The sequence below is a fragment of the Bradyrhizobium sp. 6(2017) genome, from assembly GCF_011058295.2.
GTDB lineage: Bacteria > Pseudomonadota > Alphaproteobacteria > Rhizobiales > Xanthobacteraceae > Bradyrhizobium > Bradyrhizobium septentrionale.
Genome location: NZ_CP049289.2, coordinates 7,072,166 through 7,092,912 on the forward strand (window position 1 = coordinate 7,072,166; position 20,747 = coordinate 7,092,912).

Here is a 20,747-nt window from a genome sequence, read left to right on the forward strand (position 1 = left end):
CGCGCAATGTCCGGATAATTACGGTCAGCGCACGTGATATAATTATGGATCATAACGCCTAAAGACTAAGGCTGCTTACCTATGAGCCCTGCGCTGGCGCGTGGTACAGACGTCTAGTTTTCGCAGAGCGAAACGGATTCTTTGATGCTATCAGAGGCATCAAATGGGGATTCGGGATGAATATCGAGCCGGGCGCGCAGCGCGATCGCTCTTGCTTTCGTCACGATGCATCACCAAGTCCGCTGTGGGGACGATGAGGACGACGAGCATGGGCGACGTGGTCAACCTGAAACGATTCAAGAAGCGCGGTGAGCGCGAACAAGCGGCAAAGCAGGCCGAAGCCAATCGTGCGCTATTCGGTCGCACCAAATCCGAACGCGCGCGTGACGAATTTCTCGACGAGCGCAGCGCGCGACAACTCGATCAGCATCGCATCGAAAGTGGAGACGCATCATGAAGTCTCCCGTTGTTAAGCGCTCGATCGTCGTCGCCGGGCACAAGACCAGCGTCAGCCTCGAAGAAGCCTTCTGGAACGGCATGAAGGAAATTTCCGGACTGCGGAACATGACGCTGTCGGAATTGGTCGGCGAGATCGACAACAACCGTCAGCAGGGAAATCTGTCGTCGGCGATCCGGCTGTTCGTGCTCGACTACTTCCGCTCGCGCGCCACGCCGGCCGTGCCGACGGATGTCAGGCCGCAACAGGTCGATACGCGTCAGCAGGCCTGATGCCTCTCCGACCGTCGCAGACGGTCGCTCGCTGAGCGAGCTTCAGCATGAAGGTCAATCGCATCGTCGCGAACGTTGCCGCATCAGACATCGCGGCGGCGAAGTCGTTCTATCGGGACATCCTTGGCCTCGAGTCGCTGATGGATTTCGGTTGGGTTGCGACTTACGGTTCATCCGAAACGATGCAGGTTCAAATCAGCTTCGCATCCGAAGGTGGCTCCGGCACGCCGGTGCCCGATCTTTCAATCGAGGTCGATGATCTCGCTGAGGCGCTGCGCCGCATGCAGGCGGCGCGGGTTGCGATCGAATACGGACCGGCCGACGAGCCGTGGGGCGTGCGGCGCTTCTTCGTCCGCGATCCTTTCGACAGACTGATCAATATTCTCCAGCACCAATCGTGAGCCAGCGCGTCGCTTGACGCGTTTTCGTCACGCGACGGCACCCACTTCGCTTTAAGAGGCCCTCAGTTCTGCAAGGCCGGCCGCGGTGATGGATTGGCAACCTGCGGCGTCAGCGATAGCGGGGGCCGCAGCGGCTTCGGCCTGACTGCGCCGGGCAGCGGCTTGACCTCGATCGGCGGCGGCAGCGGCGCGAGCTGCGGCTGGCTCGCAACCGGTGCAGGCGGCACGACAGCGGGCGCGGTGGCGATCGGCGGCACGATCGGCGGGATGATCGACGGGGTGATCGACGGTCTTGGCGCCACGATCTTCGGCTTCGCCGGCACACGGCGCGGATCGCGGCCGGGCACCAGCGTGTCCGCGGGAGACACCGCGGAAGGGTTGGACGCATCCGGCGCCGGCCCGGCCGGTGGCGGGACAGCGGCCGGGATCGGTGGCGGCACCGGTTCACCGCGCTCGATCGCGTCGAGCCGTTTGGTCTCGCGATCGATCGCGCGCACCGCAAGCCATGACGACAGCGCCGCAATGTCGATGCTGCGCGACAATCCGTCAGGCGTGCCGATCGCAAGCAGCTGGATTTCCGGGCGGCTAGTGGCCGTGCCGACCTGCGTCGATGCCAGTGCGGCGCGGATGTCGGCCTGGTCGGCCGGAATGTCGTAGCCCCCGGACACGATGGCGTCGGCGCCGTTGGCCGCAAGCGTGGTCGCTGCGACACGAATACGACCGTCGCGGATGTTGAAGGGAATTTGCGCCGAGGCGATCGACAGCGCACCGGCTGCGAGCACGGGTTCGACGATCTGCCTCAACCGCGTGTCGTCAGTCGCCTGCCCGGAATCGCTGGCGCGGATCGCTGTGTCGAATGCGCGCGGATCGAGACCCGGAAGGTTCAACCCCTCCAGCGTCACGGTGCCGCTGCCGGACAGCGCGCCCGTCAAAGCCGAGGCGCTGCGGCCCTGCGTCAACAGCGTCATCTGCATCGAGGCCCGTCCCTTGGGCATCGCGAGATTGCGGTAGCGCAAGGCCGAAGCATCGACGCCCGACAGCTGCACGTTTGCATTGAGCGCCAGTCCGTTGCCGCCCTGTCGCACATCGATGGTGGCGGTCGCTTCGCCGCCGCCGATCTTGCCCTTGATGCCGTCGAAGGTCAGCGACTGTCCGTCCGACCTGATGGTGCCGCTGACCGGCTGCAGCTCGGCGCCGCCCGGCAGCAGGCCATGCAGCGCTTCGAACGTGACCTTGCCGCGCCAGGCGCCGGTGAGCCCCGCACCGAGCGGCTCCGTCGCATCGTGCCCGGCGGCACCGATTGCAGTCGCGAATATCGGCGCCAACGTGATCTGATCGAGGCCGATTTCACCTTCGACGCTCTTCTGATCGGCAAGCGTCAGCGCGAGGCGGCCACGCAGCCGCGAGCCGGCAACGATGCTGTCGAGATCATCGAAGGTCAGCCGGTCGCCTGCGAGCGTCACGCGCGACGACAGGCGGATGCTTGCGACCGGGTCGGATGATTTCAGATTGAGCAGCGGACTGATGTCGGCGCTGCGGACGCGCAGGCTGACGCTCGATTTGGCGTCCCTGGCGGGCTCCTTGGCGGCGTCCTTGGTGGCTTCCCTGTTGGATTCCCTGGCCCACGGCTCCGCGGTCCCGTCGGCGTCGGCGTCGAGCCCCGCCCCCCAGAGCCTGACCTTGAGCCGCAACGGCGCGCGCCACGCGCCACTCACGGTGCCCTCGATCTGCACCGGGCCCGCGCCGGCCGCGACCACGCGGTCAAGTCCGAGCAGCGCGAGCAAGGCATTGCCCTCGCCCGTGAAGAATCTTGCCTCGGCGGCAACATCGCTGTGGGTCAGCGCGTCGAAATCCAGCGCACGGATCGCAGCGACCTGCGGCGTCGCCGAAATCACCGTATTGCCCTTGAGCTGCGGCGTGTCGAGATCGAGCGCCGCGCGCGCGCTGACGCGATCGGCCGCCTTGCCCTTGCCGAGGTCGAGCGCAAGCCTGGCGCGGACCGGGCCGGCATCCGCGCGGAGCACGCCGAGCCGCGCGGCGAGCGCCGGCGCGAACGGCTGGACGACAGCGGCAAGCCGGCCAAGCGACGCAGCGGTCGCATCGACCGTGAGCTTGCCGGTCGCATTGGCGCGGTCGAAATTGCCGCTGCCGTCGAGCGTGACATTGTCGGGCTGTCCGACCTTCACGCGCTCGAGCACGATGTCCTTCGGAGTATAGGCGATCTTCGCCAGCAGCGGCCGCAATTCCTGCCCGGAGGAGATCGCGCGCCCAACATCGAGCGACAGCTGCGCCTCGTCGGGCCATTCGGCTTGCGGTCCGGCCAGCGAGCGGATGAAGGAAGCGGTCGCATCGAGATCGAGCCGCTCCGCCTTCAACTGCGCCTCGACCTTCGATCCGCTGGTCGCCTCGCGATGCGCGACCGCAATCCGGCCCTCGACCGTGCCGCCGTCGATCTCCGCCTTCATCGCATCGATCGCAAAACCGGCCGGCGACACCGTGACGTCGCCGCGCAGCCGCAGCGGCTTCTGGTTGCGATAGGCAGCATCGCTCCGCCCCTGCAGCCAGGTCATCAGCGCGTCGGGATCGGACGATTCGATGTTGAGCCCGGTCTTGAAGCTGTTGGCAACTCCGGCTTGCGCGCTGGCGCCGCTCATCGAGACCCGGGTCGAGCCCGGCGCGCGAAACTCCAGCCGGCGCACCGTCCAGGATTTCGCATCCGATTGCAGCTCTGCCGAGATATCCTGCAAGGGACGACCGCCAAGCATGATCTGCTCGGACGCCAGCTCGAGCTGTGCCGGAATCGGGATTTGCGGCAGGCCCGCCAGGACCGCGCGCATCGCCGGCAGCACCCGCACCGGCTCGACATTGCCGTTGTTGCTATCCTTGGCGGCAAACTTGTCGCCGTCGAGCTGCCGCGCGGTGAGCGAGGCGCGCAGCAGCGGCGCTGCGCCGAAACGCAGATCGCCGGTGCCCGCGAGCTTCAGCGCGCGGTCCTCGGCGCCATAGCTCACCTCGACCTGGTCGAGCCGCGCTGCCGAGTAATCCGACTTCACCTTGGCCGCGATCCGCCACGGCGGCACATCGCTGCCGCCGCGCTGGCCCGGCGTGCCCGCCAGCATCACGGCCCCTTCGAAGCGCGGCGCACGCGCCTCGAAGCTCAGGATGCCGTCGAGATCGGCCGAGACCGGCCGCTGCCCGGGATCAATGTTGAAGTGCATGCGAATGCCGTTGCCGTCCGGAGTCTGGCCGGACGAGATCCGAAACGGGTAGCGGTTGCCGTCGAACATGAAGTTGCCGTCGCCGCGGATCGCGCCGGCCAGCGAGCGGACATCCCCGCTGAACGCGATGTCGTTGAGCTCGAGCGTGCTGCGGCTCGCGGCGTCATGCAGCGCAATGCGGCCGGTCAGATTGAGGCGGTCGATAGCCAGCGAGGCGAGGTTGAAGGTGCCGCTCGACGGCGACCAGTCGACCCGCCCCTTCGGATCGAGCCCGAGATCCAGCGACACGCCATTGACGGTGAGCTCGGTCGCCCGCCACTCGGCACGCATCAGCGAGCTCAGGCTGAACTCGACGTCGAGGCTGGCGGCGCGGACCTTGCCGAGGTCGTTAGCGCCGCCGACGCTGACGGTTTTCAATCGCAGCGAGGGGGCCGGCAGCAGACGCGCGTCGAGATTGCCGGCAACCCGGACCGGCGCGCCGATGATCTTACTCGCCTCCGCCTCGAACTGCGGCCTGAACTGGTTCCAGTCGACGAAATACGGACCGACCAGCGCGGCGACCAGTGCAAGGATGAAGGCAATTGCCAGTCCGAGCAGCGTCGTCTGCACGGTGTCTCCCTTTGAGCCAGCTCCGCGGCTGCCTGCTGATGCTGAACCGTTGGCCAACCTTGGCCGGAGCAGCCCAAATATAGAGACAAGTATGGCGAAGTCACAGCGGCATTACCGCCGTGACTTCAGGCAGAAGGTGGTTTTCCGCTCAAGCGTGCGTGCACGCCGGCCGTCGCGGCAGAATCGCCGTCCTGCCGCAAATCCGGTTTGTCACCAGCTCGCCGGCAGCCGCTTCAGCCCGCGCAGCACGAAGGTCGGCCGCCACTCCGGGTTTTCCGCGTCATCGAGCCGCAGATCCGGGATTCGCCGCAACAGGGTCGAGATCGCGACCTCGGCCTCGATCCGTGCCAGCTGCGCGCCGAGGCAGAAATGGATGCCGCCGCCGAACGACAGCGGCTTCACGTTCGGCCGCTGGATGTCGAGCTTTTCGGGGTGATCGGGGTAGACAGCCGGATCGTGATTGGCCGAGCCCAACAGGCACAGCACGCTCTCGCCCTTCGGGATCCGCTTGCCGCCGAGATCCTCGATGTCTTCGAGGGCGACGCGGCCGGTCAGCTGCACCGAGGAATCGTAGCGCAGGAACTCCTCGATCGCATTGGTGATCAGGCCGGGATTGGCCTTCAGCAGCGCGAGCTGGTCCGGGTTGCGATAGAGCGCGAGCAGACCGTTGCCGATCAGGTTCACGGTCGTCTCATGGCCTGCACCGAACAGCAGGATGATGTTGCCGGTCAGCTCCTCATTGGTGAGCTTCTGGCCGTCCTCTTCCGCCTGAACCAGCTGCGTGGTGAGGTCGTCGCCGGGCTGCTTGCGGCGCAGCTCGAACAGCTGATGGAAATACATCGCGGCCATCGCATTGGCGGCGTTGCCCTGCTTGATCTCCTCGGGCGTCAGCGGCACCGGCTCGAGGATGCGGCCGCCGTCGCGCGAGCCGCTGTAGAAGGCTTCGCGATGCTCCTCGGGGATGCCGAGCATGTCGCAGATGATCGTCACCGGGAGTCGGAAGGCGAAGTCCTCGATCAGGTCCATCCTGCCCTGCGGGATGATGCGGTCGAGCGTTTCGTCGACGACGTGCTGGATGCGGGGCCGCATGTCCTCCACGCGTCGCGCGGTGAAGGCCTTGACGACAAGGCCACGCAGCCTTGTGTGGTCAGGCGGGTCCTGCTGCAGCATCCAGTGGCTCATGCTGCGGAAGACCGGCTCCTCGAGAATCTTCGGGCCGTAACGGCGGATGCTGCGCTCGGCAAAATCCTTGCCGAACCGCTTGTCGCGCAGCACGAGGCTCGCCTCGGCGTGACGGCTGGCGACGAAGGCGCCGTGCACATTGACATGCATCGGGTCGAGACGCCGCAACCGCTCGTAATGCGGATAGGGGTTGCGAATGAATTCGGGCGCGAGTGGATTGAAAAGCGGCTCGCCGCTGGCCGGCTGAACTTGCTCGTTCATGGTGACCTCGTTCGTTCGCTACACCGGTGTCTGCACACTGGCGCGCCTTGGTGTCATCCTCAAGACCGCACCATCACGGGTGCGGCTATTCTGCTTCTGTCAAATGCAACTCGATACACTCTTGTATCGAGTTGCATTGTGCCCTAAAATGCGCCGATGTCAAGGGTTCGAACCAGACCGACACGGGACGACACCTGCGAGAAGCTGTTCGAGGCTGCGGCGCGGGTGTTCGAGGATCAGGGAATCGGCGGCGCCAGCATCGAGGCGATCGCGGCCGCGGCGGGATTCACTCGCGGCGCCTTCTATTCGAACTTCAAGAGCAAGGACGAGTTGATCATCGCGATGCTCGAGGATCACGTCGAGCAATCGATCCGGCGATGTCTCGACCTGCTTGCCCAACACCAGAACCTTGCCGACTTCCTCGAGGCGCTCCGCACCATGGATCGCAGCCGGCAGGACCCGCTCGGCCGCTCCCCGCTGCTGCACATGGAGATGATCCTGTTTGTCGCACGCGCAGAGAAGCGGCGGCCCGAACTGGCAAAACGGCTGCGCGCGCGGCGCAAGCTGATCGCGGATATCGTCACCACCACGGTGAAGAATGGCGGCCGGAACGGCGCGCTCAACCCGGAATGGACCGGCTCGATCGTGCTGGCGCTGGAGGACGGTTTCCGGCTGCACCGCCTGATCGATCCGGAGACCACGCCGGCGGACAGCTTCCTGCGCGCGATCACCGATTTGCAGCGCGCGATCGGCGTTTCGTCCGCCCGCTAGAGCGTTTTCGAGCGAAGTGGCTACCGGTTCGCGTGAAGAAAACGCGTCAAAACAAGAATCTAGGGCCCCGTTCTGATTCCATCGGAACGGAAAAGGCTCCAGGCTCAGGCCGCGCTCGCGATCTTGTGTATTTGTCCGGCGACCGCGCGCACCTTGCCGGGCGACGCCTGCCAGATCGCGAAGGCGGACAGCAGGCTGACGGCGATCCCGAGCAGGAACGCGCTCGTATAGCTCCCCGACAGATCATAGAGCTGGCCGGTGATCCAGGGACCGGCAGCCCCGCCGGCCAATGCAGCTAGCATCACGGTACCGAAAATGCTGCCGTAATGCCTGCCCTGGAAGATCTCCAGCACCACCGGCCCCATCACCGATGTCAGGCCGTAGCCGAGCGCGCCCTGAGTGAAGACCATCAAATAGATCAGCGCCATGCTCGGCCAGTATTTCAGCGCAGCCAGCGCGGCAAAGCAGATCACGAAGCCGAAGCAGGCGATCGCCCAGACCCATTCACGGCCGATACGGTCGGAGAGATGCCCGAGCCAGATCTGGCCGGGAATGCCGAGCAGACTGACGACGCCGAGTGCCCAGACCCCGACATTGGAGCTGAAGCCGATGTCGAGCAGGAATTTGGTCTGGTGCACCTGCACCGCATACCAGATGTACAGCCCGCAGAAATAGCCGATCGCGATCCACCAGAACCGCGCGGTGCGCAGCGCCCGCGACAGCGTCCAGTCGGTGCCGGCCCACACCGGATCGACGATGTTCGATGCCGGCTTGGCCGAAGTCGCCGTCGGCGCGGCATCGCCGTCCGGCTGCAGGCCGATATCCTCCGGCCGCTTGTGCAGCAAGAGATTGATCGGCGCCAACACGACCAGGACCACGATCCCCATGGCGGTGCAGGCGGTGCGCCAGCCGGTCTGCTCGATCATGTGCTGGACCCATGGCAGCAGGGTCACCGAGCCGATGCCGACGCCGGCGAAGGCGAGCCCGATCGCCAGCCCGCGGCGGCGGATAAACCAGTTCGGCACGAACAGCGACTGGCCGGAATAGCCGAGGCAGACGCTGCCGGAGCCGACCAGCACGCCGATCGTGAGATAGAGGTGCCAGGGTTGCGTGGTCAGCGGCGCCAGCAGCAGCCCTGAGCCCATCAGCAGCACGCCAAGCTCCATCACCGCGCGCGGACCGCTGCGGTCCATCAGCCGGCCGATCAGCGGGCTTGCGATCGCCGAGGCGACGAAGCCGAACGAGAATGCCCCCGCCGTGACACCACGCTCCCAGCCGAACTCGGAGATGATCGGCGGATAGAACAGCGAGAACGCGGTGCGCGCGTTGACGCCGATCGCCATGGTAACGAAGGTCACCGCGACGATGATCCAGCCGTAGTAAAAGGGGAGTCGCATGGCAACACTGTGGAATGGGATGGATAAGAAGCCAACCGGACCGGGGGGCTCACGAAAAGCATTGCCTTTGCATCATGCACGGTCAACTCTGTGAAGCAATTCATAGACAGCGGAGCGAACCGGTGGTTGTACCATCGGACAGCCATCCGCTCACAGCTAGCCGGAAGCCGGGAAGCGGGCTATCATGGCTTTTTCAGGAGGAACACAATGGGTGGATTGGTTGCCGACAGTTACGTCCCCGACGTTCTGCAACAGATGAATTCCCGGCTTATTGGAGAAGCCCTGACCGAAATGGTCCAGTTTCAGAAGGAGTTCAAGGTCTTCTCGTCGCAACATACGCTGGAGACGTCCTTCAAGTTGCTCAATATTGCGCCGGTTAGCGATGCGGATCGCAAGGGGTTTTTCAAATTTCTGGGCCTGCTGAAGAAGACGGGCGCGTCGGTCGACGGCAAGGCAACGAAGCTGAGCGGACACGATCAGATCATCGCATCGCTGCAGGACAATCTCGAGGGCAGCAAGCCGTTGTCGGTGCACTTTACCTCGCACCCGGCGGAGTCTCCGAAGGGCGTCGTGAAGGTGACTTCAGGCGATCACGTCTTCAATTTCTCCTCTCTGGCTTTTCTCACGATCTCGATGCCAATGATCAACGCCAACCGCCCCAAGGCCGGCGCGCGCAAGAAGTGACCTGACCTCGGCGATGCTCGATCCGCACGCCAAGGTTCGCGACTATTATTCAGGAACACTGGAGCGTCACGGCCCGACCCCGCTCGGGGTCGACTGGCCGAACGTGCTCTCGCAGTATCTGCGCTTCGTGCAGCTCGTGAAGCTGTGCGATTTCGGGCAGCCGTTCAGCCTGAACGATTTCGGCTGCGGCTATGGCGCGCTGTTGGAGTTCCTGGCAATGCGGCATGGCGATGCCGAGGTGACCTATCGCGGCATCGACATTTCGCCGGCGATGATCGCGGCCGCCCGCGCCCGCTGGGTCGGCAACACGAAGGCCGTGTTCGCCGAGGGTTCGCAGTGCAGCGCACTCGCCGACTATTCTCTGGCAAGCGGGATATTCAACGTCCGGCTCGGTCATCCGGTCGCAGCGTGGGAAACGTATGTCGAGGCGATTCTCGCCGATCTTGCGGCCCACAGCCGGATCGGCTTCGCCGTCAACTTCATGCTGCCGCGTGACGAAGGGCGCGCCGAAACCGGGCTTTATCGGATCGCGCCGGAGCGCTGGATCCGGTTTTGCGAGCAGTTCGGTCACGTCGAAACGGTCGCCGATTACGGCATGCCCGAATTCACGCTTCTTGTCCGCAGGACGACGACTGCACGACCGGGAACAGGCGTTCATAAGGTGAGGCGCCGGTCTCCTCGATGAGAAGCCGGGCCCGCGCAAGCAGCTCGCTCAACCGGTACTGCGGGTAGCGCAAGCTATCCGCGTTGACCACATGCGCCAGCACCAGCGTCGAGCGGCATTCGGCGAGCCGCGCCCGCCGCTCCCTCGCGACCGCGATCCCCTGTTCAGCGGCGCCGAAGGCCGCGGCCAGGCTGTCACTCCTCAGATGAATCTCGGCGAGGAATGCCAGCATGTCGCTTTCATATTCGAGGCCGGCGAAAGCCTCCCGCGCGAGCCGGATCGCCGATTCAATCTTCTGGATCGCCGCAACGTGTTCCCCCGCCAGCGACAGCGCCAGTCCGCGGCAGACGCTCGCATACACCGCGACATAGGGTGTGTCGTTTCTCCTGGCGATCTCCTCGATACGCAGGCTGTGAAGATCGGCAAGCTTTTCGTCCCGCGTCAGCCAGGCCATCTCGACTCCGGCATGATGCGGAATGAACAGGACCGCCGGATCGGGATGGCCGCTCTCGCTGGCGACCAGTTTGGCGATTCTCTCTCGCGCGACATCGAAACTGCCCGTCCGCGCCAGCAACCGCGCATGCAGACCCTCAACCCATCGTTCCACATTGAAGCCGAGCGGCGCTTCATGGGCCTTCTCGATGCTCGCAATGTGCTTGAGCGCCGTCTCGCCGGCCGCAAGTGCTTCCCGAAGCTTGCCGGCATAGCCGTAGGCCTGACACAGGAACACCTGCATCATCGTCCTGATGCTCGGGTCCTCGGAGACCTCGATCGCCTCCAGCAGCTGCCTCACATATTCGTCCGCCGAGCCCGTACCGGCGGAGACCCGGCCAAACGCGGCGAGCAGCAGGACCTCCCAGAGCGAGTCCTTGAGGTCCCGCGCGGCAGCCAACGCCTCGCGGAAGAACGGGGCAGCCTCTTCGGCGCTGATACCTTCGCGCCAGCCAAGGATCAACACCTGACCGGATGCGTGCATGCGCAGCCGATCGGTTTCCGGCGAGCGCGGCAGCGATTGCAGCAACAGCCGAACCTTGAGCCACGACTTCATGCCCAGCCGCGAATTGGTCGTGCCGATCCAGCTCGCCGAACGGGCCAGGTAGTTGGCCGCGGATCCGAAATCCTTGGCCGATTCGAAATGATACGCGATCAAATTGGCGTATTCGCCCAGCCGGTTATGGTAGAATCGCTCGAGCGCGCTCGCGACCGCCTGATGCAGTTCGACGCGGCGGGTGCGCAGCTGCATCGCATAGGCGACCTCCTGGATCAGCGGATGGCGGAACGCGTATCGATCGTGCTCGATCTCGCTGGCGACCTCCTGGATCAACTCGAGATGCGACAATCGGCCGAGTATGCCAACGAGATCGTGGTAGCTTGCACGTGCCACTTCGGCCAGCACTGAAAACGGGAATTCCCGCCCGATCGTGGCGCCGACCTGCAGCACTTCCTTGTCCATCGGCGCGAGACGGTCGATGCGTGCGCCGATCACAGTCTGGACCGTAGCCGGCAGCGTCTCGGGCGATGCCTGCCCGGACATCTCGTATTCGCCGGGCCGGCCGGTCAGATCGCCACTGTCTATCAGCGAACGGACCAACTCCTCCGCGAAGAACGGATTCCCGCCGCTTCGTTCGACGATGCGGTCGGAGATTGCGGCCGTGGATGGATGATCGCCGATCATGTCGCTGATCAGCGCGGAGACATCCTCGTCGCGCAGTTCGTCGAGCCGGATTTCGTGGAATCCCGGCCCCTCCTGCCACGGCGCATGATAGGTCGGCCGGTACGTGAGAATGATCAGGGCGCGGCTGACCTGCGCGACATTCACCAGCGCCGAGACGAACTCGATGCTCGCCTCGTCGAGCCAGTGGATGTCCTCGATGATGATCACCGACGGTGTGCGCGTGCCGTCACGTACGAGGCTTGCGACGAGATTGACGAGCCGCGTATGCCGCGTCTTTGGATCCAGCCCAGGCGCCGGCGATTTCGTGTCGCGGATGCCGAGAAAATCGGCGAGCAACGCCACGTCGTCCATCAAGTGGGGGACCGATGACTCGATCCGCGCCGCGACCTTGGCGCGCGCCGTCTCCGCATCGTCGCTCGAGGCGATCCGGAAGAAGTTGCGGAAGAATTCGAGCAGCGGCTGCAGCGGACCGGAATGGTCGTAGGGCGATGCGCTTGCCTCCTGCACCGGCACCAGACGCTCCTTGACGCTGCGGGCAATTTCGAAGCACAGGCGGCTCTTGCCGAGGCCTGGCGGCGCCGAAATTCCGATCACCTTGCCGGCGCCCTGCTCGGCTCCGGCAAATGCCTCATGGAGGATGGCAAGCTCGGCATCGCGCCCCCGATAGGTGCCGACGACGGCATCGCGGAACGGCGCGCGAGACGGCTTCATGCCGACCAGCCGGTAGACGCCGATCGGCCGCGGAAATCCCTTCACGTTCTGGTGGCCCAGGGCACGCGCATCGCAAGATGCCTGCACCAGCTTGAAAGTCGACTCCGTGACGCAAATGTCGCCCGGCTGCGCCATATGCTCGAGCCGGCTCGCCAGATGCACGGCGGCGCCGTAGACGCTTTGCTCCTTGGTGAATTTGTCGGGCACGCCCGCGACGATTTCGCCGGAATGGATGCCGACGCGCAGCACGATGCCGTTGTCCCGCGACGACTGCATCATGGCGAGCGCGGCCTGGCAGGCACCGAGCGCGTGGTCTTCCTGCGCGTGCGGAACGCCGAAGATCACCATCAATCCGTCGCCCATGCTGCGCATGATGGTGCCATGAAACTGCTGGACCGCATTGCCCATCCGCGCCAGCGCGGGCGGCAGGCGATCGAGCGCCAGCTCGGGATCGTTGTCCCCGATCAGCTCGGTGGAGCCGACGATGTCGGCAAACATCACGGTGACGACCTTGCGCTCGCCGACCGGCTGGACCTGGCCCAGACGCTCACCACAGGCGCTGCAAAATCGCGCCGCCTCGAGATTGGGATGCCGGCAATTCGGGCAGACGGCAGAAAAATTCAGCCCGCACGACCGGCAGACGCCATCTTCGGTCAGGGTCTCGGCTTGACAGGCCGGGCACAGCATTCACACCACCTTCCCGATCCCGTCCGTTTACAGGCTCCGGCACATCCTAACACAATCGGGGGGCCGGCCGCATGAGGCCTCATGAAGCCAGAATCGGCGTCCGGCGCCAAGTCTTACCTTTAAGCAGACGGGTTAAGGCGGGCTCAAGCACCCAGCGCGTGGCTTTCATGGCCGAAATAGGCGCGCTCGAGCCTGTGCGCGAGGTCACTTTCGCCGGTCGGCGCCTCCAGCGCGATCGCACCCTGCACCAGCGCGTAGACCCGATCGGCACAGGCCAGCGCCTTCTCCAACAATTGTTCGACGAGCAGCACCGAGGTGCCCTGCTCCCGCAGCCGGCCGATCACATTGAGGACGCGATCGACCAGCACCGGCGACAATCCGGCCGAGGGCTCGTCCAGCATCAGGACCCGGGGGCGGCGAACCAGGCCTTGCGCCACGGTCAGCATCTGCTGCTGCCCGCCCGACAACGCGCCGCCGCGCTCATGGCGCTTCTCGGCGATCTCGGGGAAGAACGCCAACGCCTCTTCGATGCGTACAGTCCGTTCGGCGCGCGGCAGGTCGTAGCCGGCGAGCAGCAGATTGTCGGTGACCGAGATCTGCGTGAACACGCGATGCCCCTCGATCACGTGCACCAGACCGGCCCGCGCGGCATCGCGCGGCGAGGCGTTGGTCATGTCGCGTCCGCCGAACCGGACCCGCCCTGCAGTGACCGGCAACAGTCCCGACATCGCGCGCAGCAGCGTGGTCTTGCCGGCGCCGTTCGGACCGAGCAGCGCCACGACCTCGCCGGCGGCGATCGTCATGTCGATGCCGTGCAGCACGCGGATCTTGCCGTAGCCGGATTCCAGCGCGCTCACGTTAAGCAGGGGTTCAGCCGCCGAGATAGGCACTGACGACCTCCTTGTGGACACGGATCTCCGCCGGCGTTCCCGCCGCCAGCGTGCGGCCGAGATTGAGCACGGTGACCTGGTGGCAGATGTCGAAGATCAGATCGGCATGGTGCTCGACCAGCAGCACACCGGTGCCGCGGGCGCAGACCGCCTTGATCAGGATCGCGAGCCGCTTGATCTCGTCATTGGAGAGGCCCGCCGCCGGCTCGTCGAGCAGCAGGAAATCCGGATCGAGCATCAGCGCCCGCGCGATCTCGATGAAGCGTAGCTCGCTGTGCTGCAAACGGTCGGCGCGCACATCGGCAAGCGCCTCGAGGCCAACGACGCCGAGCAGTGCCCGCGCCTTGGCGGCAAGCAGACGCTCGTCCGCACCGTTGCGCGGCAGTGCCAGCATCGCCTCGACGAAATTGGCGCTACCCTCGATCGAGCCGCCGATCATGACGTTCTCCAGCACCGAGGCTTCGCCGATCACGCGCGGGGTCTGGAAGGTGCGCGCGATGCCGCAGGCGGCGCGCATCACCGGCTGGCCCGCGGCCAGCACCTCATCGCCGAGCGTCATGCTGCCAGCCTTCGCGGCGTAGTAACCCGAGATCACGTTCAGCGTCGTGGTCTTGCCACTGCCGTTCGGCCCGATCAGGCCGTGGATCTGGCCGGGCGCGACGTCGAGGTCGAGACCGTCGATCGCCTTCACATTGCCGAAGCTCAGCGCGATGCCGCGCAGCTGCAGCGTCTTGCCACCATCGCGCCGGCGCACGATGGCGGCGAGCGCGGCCGGGCGGGGCACGATGGCGCGGTTGCTGGCGAGCGGGCGACGGTTGCGGAAATCGAGCAGCGCCGCGATGCCGCCAGGCATCACCAGCACGATCACGAGCAGCAGCACCGCATAGAGGAAGGTCGACCAGGCCGCGAGCGGCGCCGCGATCTCCGGCAGGATGGTCAGGATGATGGTGCCGAGCATCGGGCCGAGGATCGAGCCGCGGCCGCCGATCAGGATCGCGATGAAGAACAGCACCGAGAGATCGAAGGTGAAGGCGTCGGGCGTGATGTAGGTCTGCAAGGTCGCGAACAATCCGCCGGCGATCGCCGCCAGCGCACCGGCGAACAGGAAGATCGCGATCAGCATTTTCGGCTTGGAGATGCCGCTGGCTTCGGCTGCAACCTCGGCATCGCGCACCGCGATCAAGGCGCGGCCGAACCGGCTGCGCGCGACATTGGCGCTCATCCACGTGGTGACGACCGCGAAAGCGATACAGAGGCCGTAGAACCCCCACGGCGTGTTGAACGGCGCCGGGAATTCGGGACCGGCAATGCCGATGCCGCCGCCGGTCACGCTCTGCCAGGCCAGCGCGATCTGGGTCACGATGGTCGCAAAGCCCAAGGTCGACATCGCAAAGTAGAAGGTGCGCAGGCGCAGCGCCGGCAGGCCGACGATCACGCCGAAGATCGCGCCGATGAGGCCTGCGATCGGCAAGGCGGCGAAAACCGGAATGGCCGGCATCATATTGCCGGCGACCAGCACGCTGGTGGTGTAGGCGCCGAGCGTCAGCAGCGCGACATAGCCGATCGCAAGATGGCCCGCAAAGCCGACCACCAGGTTGAGGCCAGACACCAGCACCCAGTAGATCGCCGCGCGGGTGCCGATCAGCACCCAGTAATCATTGCTGACGAAAGGCAGCAGCAAGGCCAGCACCAGAATGCCGAGGAACGGCAGGAGGTGCGGCAGCGCGGCGCGCCATGCGATGCTGTCGGTTCGGGGCGGAGCGGCGGCGACCGATGTCATCACACCCTCCGCGCAGTCGAGGCGCCGAACAGCCCCTGGGGAGCCGCTAGCAGCACCACGATGAACAGCGTGAACACCGCGACCGAGGAGAAGATGCCGCCGACCAGGAAGTTCGCCGCCTGCTGGAACAGGCCGAGCGCCAGCCCGCCGATGATCGCGCCTCTGTTGTTGCCGAGCCCGCCGAGCGCCACCGGCACGAAGCCGTAGAAATTCAGCAGCGCGCCATTGGCGAAGAAGGCAAGCAGCAGCTGCCCGCCGGAAAATCCGGCGATGCCGCCGACCACGCCGGCGAGCGCGTAGCTTGCGACACGCAGATTGCGCTCGGGCAGGCCGAGCGCGCGTGCCGCGAAATTATCCTCGGCGATGGCGAGGAACGCACGGCCGACCAGCGTGCGGCGGTAGAGATATTCGAGACCGATGATAGTGACGGCGCAGGCGGCGACCGGCAGCCAGAATTTTTCGTCCCAAACGCCCTCGCCGAATCCTACGATGCGCGGGAACGGCTGTGGCTCGGTGCCCCATTTGATCGCCGTGACCTGCTGGATCATCAGCGCGACCGCGAGCGTCGACAGCACGTAGAGATGCTGGTCGAGGCTCTTGAGCACCGGCCGCACCGCGACGAACTCGGTGATGATCCCCATCACGGCGCAGCACAGCAGCGTCAGCACGAAGCCGACCGCGATCGGCAGGCCGAGCTTCAGCGTGAACATCGAGCCGAACACGCCGCCCAGCATCGCAAGCTGGCCTGCGGTGAAGCTCATCACCCGCGAGGTCGAGAACATCGTGTTGTAGGTGACGCCGACCAGCGCGTAGATCGCGCCCGCCGCGAGACCGGATGCGAGGATCGAGGCCAGCATCGGCTCGCCCCCGCCCTTCTATGTGTATCCCGGCGCCAGCGCGAAGGTGCCGTCCTTGGCGGTAGAGGCCTCCGACATCACGATCTCTTCGGTCAGGTAACCGTTATGCTGGGTCGGCGAGAAGCGAAAATTGCCGAAATAGCCGGGATAGGTCGACAGCGAGTTCCAGTAATTGATAATGCCGGCGCTGTCGGTCGAGCCGCTTTCCGCGACCGCCTTGGCGATCAGCTCGATGCAGTCGATACCACCCGCGATCCACCACAACAGCGTGTCGTTCAGCGCGACATTGGCCTTGGTCAGGCGCGCGACCAGGTCCGCGCTCTTCGCCGGCAGCTTGCCGCCCCCGTCATAGCTGCAGCTCTTGTAGCCGATCGCATAGACCTTCTTCCAGTTCTCCGGTTTTGCAACCAGGTTCGCAAGCTCGCCGGAAGCCATCGACGGGTGTCCAACGAAGGGAACGTCCCAGTTCATCGCGGCGCGGGTGTTGAACATGCGCGCCTCCATGCCGGTCGAGACGCTCCACACCACGATCGCCTCGGCGCCGGCGTTCTTGGCGCGCAGCATGTCCGGCGTCATGTCGGGCTGCGTGGCGTCGATGTTGGCCTGATAGGCCACCTCGGCGCCGTCCTTCTTGAACGCCGCGACCGACGCGCCAACCGCGGTGACGCCGTAGCCGGTGGTGTCGCCGATCACAGCGACCTTCTTCACCTTGAGGATCTTCAGGCAGTAATTGCGCACGGCATCGTCCCATTGATTGTTTGACGGCGCGATGCGGAACGCATTGGGGAACTTGACCGGATCGATCAGGGTCTCGACGACGCAGGGGTGCAGGTCGGGCATCTTGGCGCGCGCCATGATCGGTGTCGTGGCCAGCGCCTCGCCCGAATTCAGCGGGCCCCAGATCGCATGAACCTTGGCCTGGCTGATCAGCTCCTGCGTGGCGTTCACCGCCTTGGTTGGATCGCCCTGGGTATCGCGCATCACAAGCTCGATCTTGCGGCCTTTCACCCCGCCGGCGCCGTTAATGGCGTCGACCGCGAAATTGACGCCGCGATTGAAACCGACGGTCGGCGCCGAACTCGGGCCGGTGATCGCCGCGAGACAACCGATCTTGATCGGTTCCGATTGTGCGATCGCAGGAGCGGGGAAGGAGAATGATGCGGCGCCCAGTGCGCCGGCGCTGCCCAATAAAACGTCACGGCGTGAAATGGCCATGTGATGCCTCCCTGTTTCCCTCTCGGCGCCCGTCGTTTGCTGCGGGACGTCCGTTGATTGATTGTCCGCGCGCTCACGGCCGCGGTTTTGCAAGCTCAAGTTTGATCTGGATGTGAAGGTCTTGTCCAGTCCCGCGGACGGCATTGGGATCAGTCGAACTTTCATGGCCGCGGCCGCCGCGTCCAGCGCTCGGCATTGACAGCGCCGACAGGTATCTCGCCGGCAATGATCTTCGCGACCTGGCGCACGGTTTCCGACGATTGATGCTCGATCGCCTGCGGGGTCAGGCCGCCGACATGCGGCGTTGCGATCACATTGCGCAGCTTCGCAAGCTCCGGCGTCGGCATCTGGTCGGGCGCACGGCCGACATCGATCGCCGCGCCGGCAATGCGGCCATCGCGCAGCGCGGCCGCCAGCGCCGCTTCGTCGACCAGGTTGCCGCGCGACAGGTTGATGAAGAATGCATGCTTCTGCATCCGCGCCAGTGCGGCTTGCCCGATCAAATTCTCGGTCTCTGCGTTGGCGATCGCGAGACAGACGACATAGTCGGCGCTTGCCAGGAGATCGTCGAGCGGCAGATGCCGGATCGCGGCATCGTCTGACGTCACGAAGGGATCCGCGACCAGCACATTCATGCCGAGCACTTTTGCGATCCCGGCAAGATGGCGCCCGATGCTGCCATAGCCGATGATGCCGACCGTGCTTCCCGCAAGCTGGTGACCCATCACGACCTCAGGCGCCCTGCCCGCATGGTAGTCCGCGGTCGCGCGCGAGACGCCGCGCGACAGATCGACCATGAAGCCGAGCGCGAGCTCGGCGACCGACTGCACGAACCCGGTGCTCGCCTGCGTCACCAGCACGCCGGCGGCAGACGCCGCCGCGACGTCGATGTTGCGGATATCGACCGCACAGCGCACGAAGGCGCTGAGCTTCGGCAGGCGCGGAAAGATTTCGCTCGGCCCCTGCGTCATGCGGTCGGCGACGATGATGTCGACATCGACCGCGGCCCTGACCAGCGCAGCCGCGTCGAGCGCCTCGTTGCCGTCATGCAGCCTGACGTCGGCGACCGCGCGCAGGCCGTTCAGGCTACGCTCGCCGTAATAGTCGCGGCGCATTTGCGGGGTATGGGCGAGCAGTACCTTCACGCTTCTCTTCCCCTAATAGCCGAGCGCATGCGGCAAGGCCGTGCTGATCGCCGGCACGAAGGCGATCACCAGCAGGCACAACAACAGCAGGCCGAGATACCCAGCGATAGGCTTGACGGTCTGCTCGATCGGCACATTGCCGATCAGGCAGGCGCCATAGAGCCCAAGGCCAAGTGGCGGAGCAAAGAGCCCGAGCCCCATCGCGATCACCAGCACGACGCCGAAATGCAGGGGATCGATGCCGAGCTTGACGGCGACCGGCAGCAGCAGCGGCCCAAAGATGATCAGCGCCGCGGCGCCCTCGAGCACCGAGCCCATCACTACCAGCACCAGGATCGACAGCAGCATGAACAGCCAGACGCCGTGGCTGCCCGAGATCGCCAGCATGAGGTCGCCGACCGCGTGCGGCACCTGCTGCAGCGTCAGGATGAAGGCCAGCGATTGCGCCGCGGCGACGATGAACAGCACCAGCCCCGAACGAACAGCCGATTGCACAAAGCAGTGCGCGAGGCTTTTCGCGCCGAGCTCGCGGAACAAGAGACTACCGACGGCGATCGCATAAACCGCGGCAAAGGCGGAGATTTCGGTCGCGGTGGCGAAGCCGCTCTTGAAGCCGAAGAAGATCATGAAGATCAGCCCGACCGAGGCGATCGCGCCGGTCCACAGCCCCGACACTGCGGCGCGCGGCTCGGTTTCCACGTTCCCGGCAGGGCGTTTGCCGAAGATGATTGACACCGCGATCAGCGCCAGCGCCATCAGGGCAGCCGGCAACATGCCGGCGACGAACAATCCGCCGATCGAGAGATTAGCGACGAAGCCGAGGATGATCAAATTGATGCAGGGCGGAATGGTCTCCGCCATCACAGCGGAAGCCGCGAGCAGCGCCACCGCCCCGCCCGGATTCTGCCGCGAGCGGCGCGCCGCCGGGATCAACACCGAACCGACCGCGGCGACATCGGCCATCTTGGAGCCGGAGATGCCGGAGAACAGCACCATCGACATCACCATCACGACATTGAGCCCGCCGCGCATCCGCCCGACCGCACGCTGCAGCAGCTCGATCAGCCGGACCGACATGCCGTTGGCTTCCATCAAATAGCCGACCAGGATGAAGAACGGGATCGCCAGCAGCACGAAATTGTCGATGCCGCGCGCCATCTGCTGGGCGAAGATCACGCCAGGCAGCGTGCCCTCGACCCAGATGAAGATCAGCGCCGCCAGCGCCAGCGCAAAGCCGATCGGCAGTCCGCCGAACAAAGTGAGGAAGAAGCCGACCAGCATCAGCGCCTGCGACGATGGCACGGACGACGGCGCCAGCGCATCCCAGGCCAGATAGAGGCCCACGATGACGGCCGTTGCGACGATGCCGGCCACCATGTCGCGGAGCGGGCGGCTACAGAACGTCTCGAACGCGAAGATCGTCATAAATGAGGCGCCGACGCCCATCGGATAGAACGTCCATTCCAGCGGCAGGCCGGAGCCGGAGGTCTGCCCGGTGGTCAGCCAGCCCATCTTGATGGCGTTGAATGCAACGTAGAAGGCGATGATGGCGGCGAGCAGCGCACCGACCGCATCGACGACCCGCCGCACGCCCGTCGGCAGCATGTCGACGAAGAAGGCGACGCCGAGATTCTCGCTGCGTGCGAGCGCGCTGGCCGCGCCGAAGAAGCTCGAGCCGACCATCAGGCCGCGGGCGACATCGTCGGACCACTCGACCGGCGCGTTGAACAGGAAGCGCGCCAGCACCGACACGCAGACCACCACGAGATCCGCAGCGAGCAGGATCGCGGCGATCGCGTCGCTGGCGGCAAGCAGCGGCGCCGTGATCCGCTCAGCGCTGCTTCTCGTCGCGACTGCGGCGACCGACATGC

Annotated in this window: 16 protein-coding genes; 6 read left to right on the plus strand and 10 right to left on the minus strand. The window is 65.4% G+C overall.

The window, feature by feature from the left end:
- Nucleotides 1–268 precede the first annotated feature (268 nt).
- From G6P99_RS33555 to G6P99_RS33565, 3 genes are read left to right on the plus strand one after another with little or no spacing between them, the layout of a single operon-like run.
- Nucleotides 269–457 carry a DUF4169 family protein gene (locus tag G6P99_RS33555; protein WP_029078848.1) on the plus strand — a complete coding sequence of 63 codons (189 nt, stop codon included), beginning with the start codon at nt 269–271 and terminating at the stop codon, nt 455–457.
- On the plus strand, nt 454–729 hold the full coding sequence (locus G6P99_RS33560) for a ribbon-helix-helix domain-containing protein (protein ID WP_024580116.1): 276 nt from the start codon (nt 454–456) through the stop codon (nt 727–729). Before G6P99_RS33555 ends, G6P99_RS33560 begins: the two co-directional genes overlap by 4 nt.
- Before the next feature lie 47 nt (nt 730–776).
- Entirely contained in the window at nt 777–1,130 is a 354-nt protein-coding gene (locus G6P99_RS33565; RefSeq protein ID WP_029078849.1) for a VOC family protein, read from the plus strand.
- Between the two features lie 62 nt (nt 1,131–1,192).
- Here G6P99_RS33565 and G6P99_RS33570 read toward each other — a convergent pair whose 3' ends face one another.
- Both G6P99_RS33570 and G6P99_RS33575 read right to left on the minus strand, forming a co-directional pair.
- The gene (locus G6P99_RS33570; protein WP_165125049.1) at nt 1,193–4,957 is read right to left on the minus strand and encodes an AsmA-like C-terminal region-containing protein; all 3,765 of its coding nucleotides are present in this window, start codon (nt 4,955–4,957) and stop codon (nt 1,193–1,195) included.
- A 210-nt stretch (nt 4,958–5,167) separates the two neighbouring features.
- Entirely contained in the window at nt 5,168–6,400 is a 1,233-nt protein-coding gene (locus G6P99_RS33575) for a cytochrome P450 (RefSeq protein ID WP_029078851.1), read from the minus strand.
- A 156-nt stretch (nt 6,401–6,556) separates the two neighbouring features.
- Between G6P99_RS33575 and G6P99_RS33580 the strand changes: the two genes are divergently transcribed.
- Nucleotides 6,557–7,171, plus strand: coding sequence for a TetR/AcrR family transcriptional regulator (locus G6P99_RS33580; protein WP_029078852.1), 615 nt, complete (start codon nt 6,557–6,559; stop codon nt 7,169–7,171).
- 104 nt (nt 7,172–7,275) lie between these two features.
- Here G6P99_RS33580 and G6P99_RS33585 read toward each other — a convergent pair whose 3' ends face one another.
- Nucleotides 7,276–8,568, minus strand: a complete 1,293-nt coding sequence (locus G6P99_RS33585; RefSeq protein WP_029078853.1) for an MFS transporter — start codon at nt 8,566–8,568, stop codon at nt 7,276–7,278.
- Nucleotides 8,569–8,784: 216 nt separating this feature from the next.
- On the opposite strand from G6P99_RS33585, the gene G6P99_RS33590 reads away from it, so the two are divergent.
- A complete protein-coding gene (locus G6P99_RS33590; RefSeq protein ID WP_165125052.1) occupies nt 8,785–9,252 on the plus strand; it encodes a hypothetical protein in 468 nt (155 codons plus the stop codon).
- Nucleotides 9,253–9,265: 13 nt separating this feature from the next.
- Nucleotides 9,266–9,937, plus strand: coding sequence for a methyltransferase (locus G6P99_RS33595; RefSeq protein WP_051346051.1), 672 nt, complete (start codon nt 9,266–9,268; stop codon nt 9,935–9,937).
- On the opposite strand, the gene G6P99_RS33600 is transcribed toward G6P99_RS33595, so the two are convergent.
- The 7 genes from G6P99_RS33600 to G6P99_RS33630 all read right to left on the minus strand — a co-directional run bounded on the left by G6P99_RS33600 (nt 9,858) and on the right by G6P99_RS33630 (nt 20,745).
- A complete protein-coding gene (locus tag G6P99_RS33600; RefSeq protein WP_051346052.1) occupies nt 9,858–12,989 on the minus strand; it encodes an adenylate/guanylate cyclase domain-containing protein in 3,132 nt (1,043 codons plus the stop codon). The genes G6P99_RS33595 and G6P99_RS33600 overlap by 80 nt on opposite strands.
- A gap of 143 nt (nt 12,990–13,132) precedes the next feature.
- A complete protein-coding gene (locus tag G6P99_RS33605) occupies nt 13,133–13,879 on the minus strand; it encodes an ABC transporter ATP-binding protein (RefSeq protein ID WP_029078855.1) in 747 nt (248 codons plus the stop codon).
- On the minus strand, nt 13,860–15,659 hold the full coding sequence (locus G6P99_RS33610) for an ABC transporter permease subunit (protein ID WP_029078856.1): 1,800 nt from the start codon (nt 15,657–15,659) through the stop codon (nt 13,860–13,862). Before G6P99_RS33610 ends, G6P99_RS33605 begins: the two co-directional genes overlap by 20 nt.
- Entirely contained in the window at nt 15,659–16,516 is an 858-nt protein-coding gene (locus tag G6P99_RS33615) for a branched-chain amino acid ABC transporter permease (protein WP_035976315.1), read from the minus strand. Before G6P99_RS33615 ends, G6P99_RS33610 begins: the two co-directional genes overlap by 1 nt.
- 18 nt (nt 16,517–16,534) lie before the next feature.
- On the minus strand, nt 16,535–17,731 hold the full coding sequence (locus tag G6P99_RS33620) for an ABC transporter substrate-binding protein (protein WP_245284541.1): 1,197 nt from the start codon (nt 17,729–17,731) through the stop codon (nt 16,535–16,537).
- 161 nt (nt 17,732–17,892) lie between these two features.
- Complete coding sequence (locus G6P99_RS33625; RefSeq protein WP_029078859.1) at nt 17,893–18,876, minus strand: hydroxyacid dehydrogenase; 984 nt, start codon at nt 18,874–18,876, stop codon at nt 17,893–17,895.
- A gap of 12 nt (nt 18,877–18,888) precedes the next feature.
- Entirely contained in the window at nt 18,889–20,745 is a 1,857-nt protein-coding gene (locus G6P99_RS33630) for a TRAP transporter large permease subunit (protein ID WP_029078860.1), read from the minus strand.
- Between the last annotated feature and the right edge of the window lie 2 nt (nt 20,746–20,747).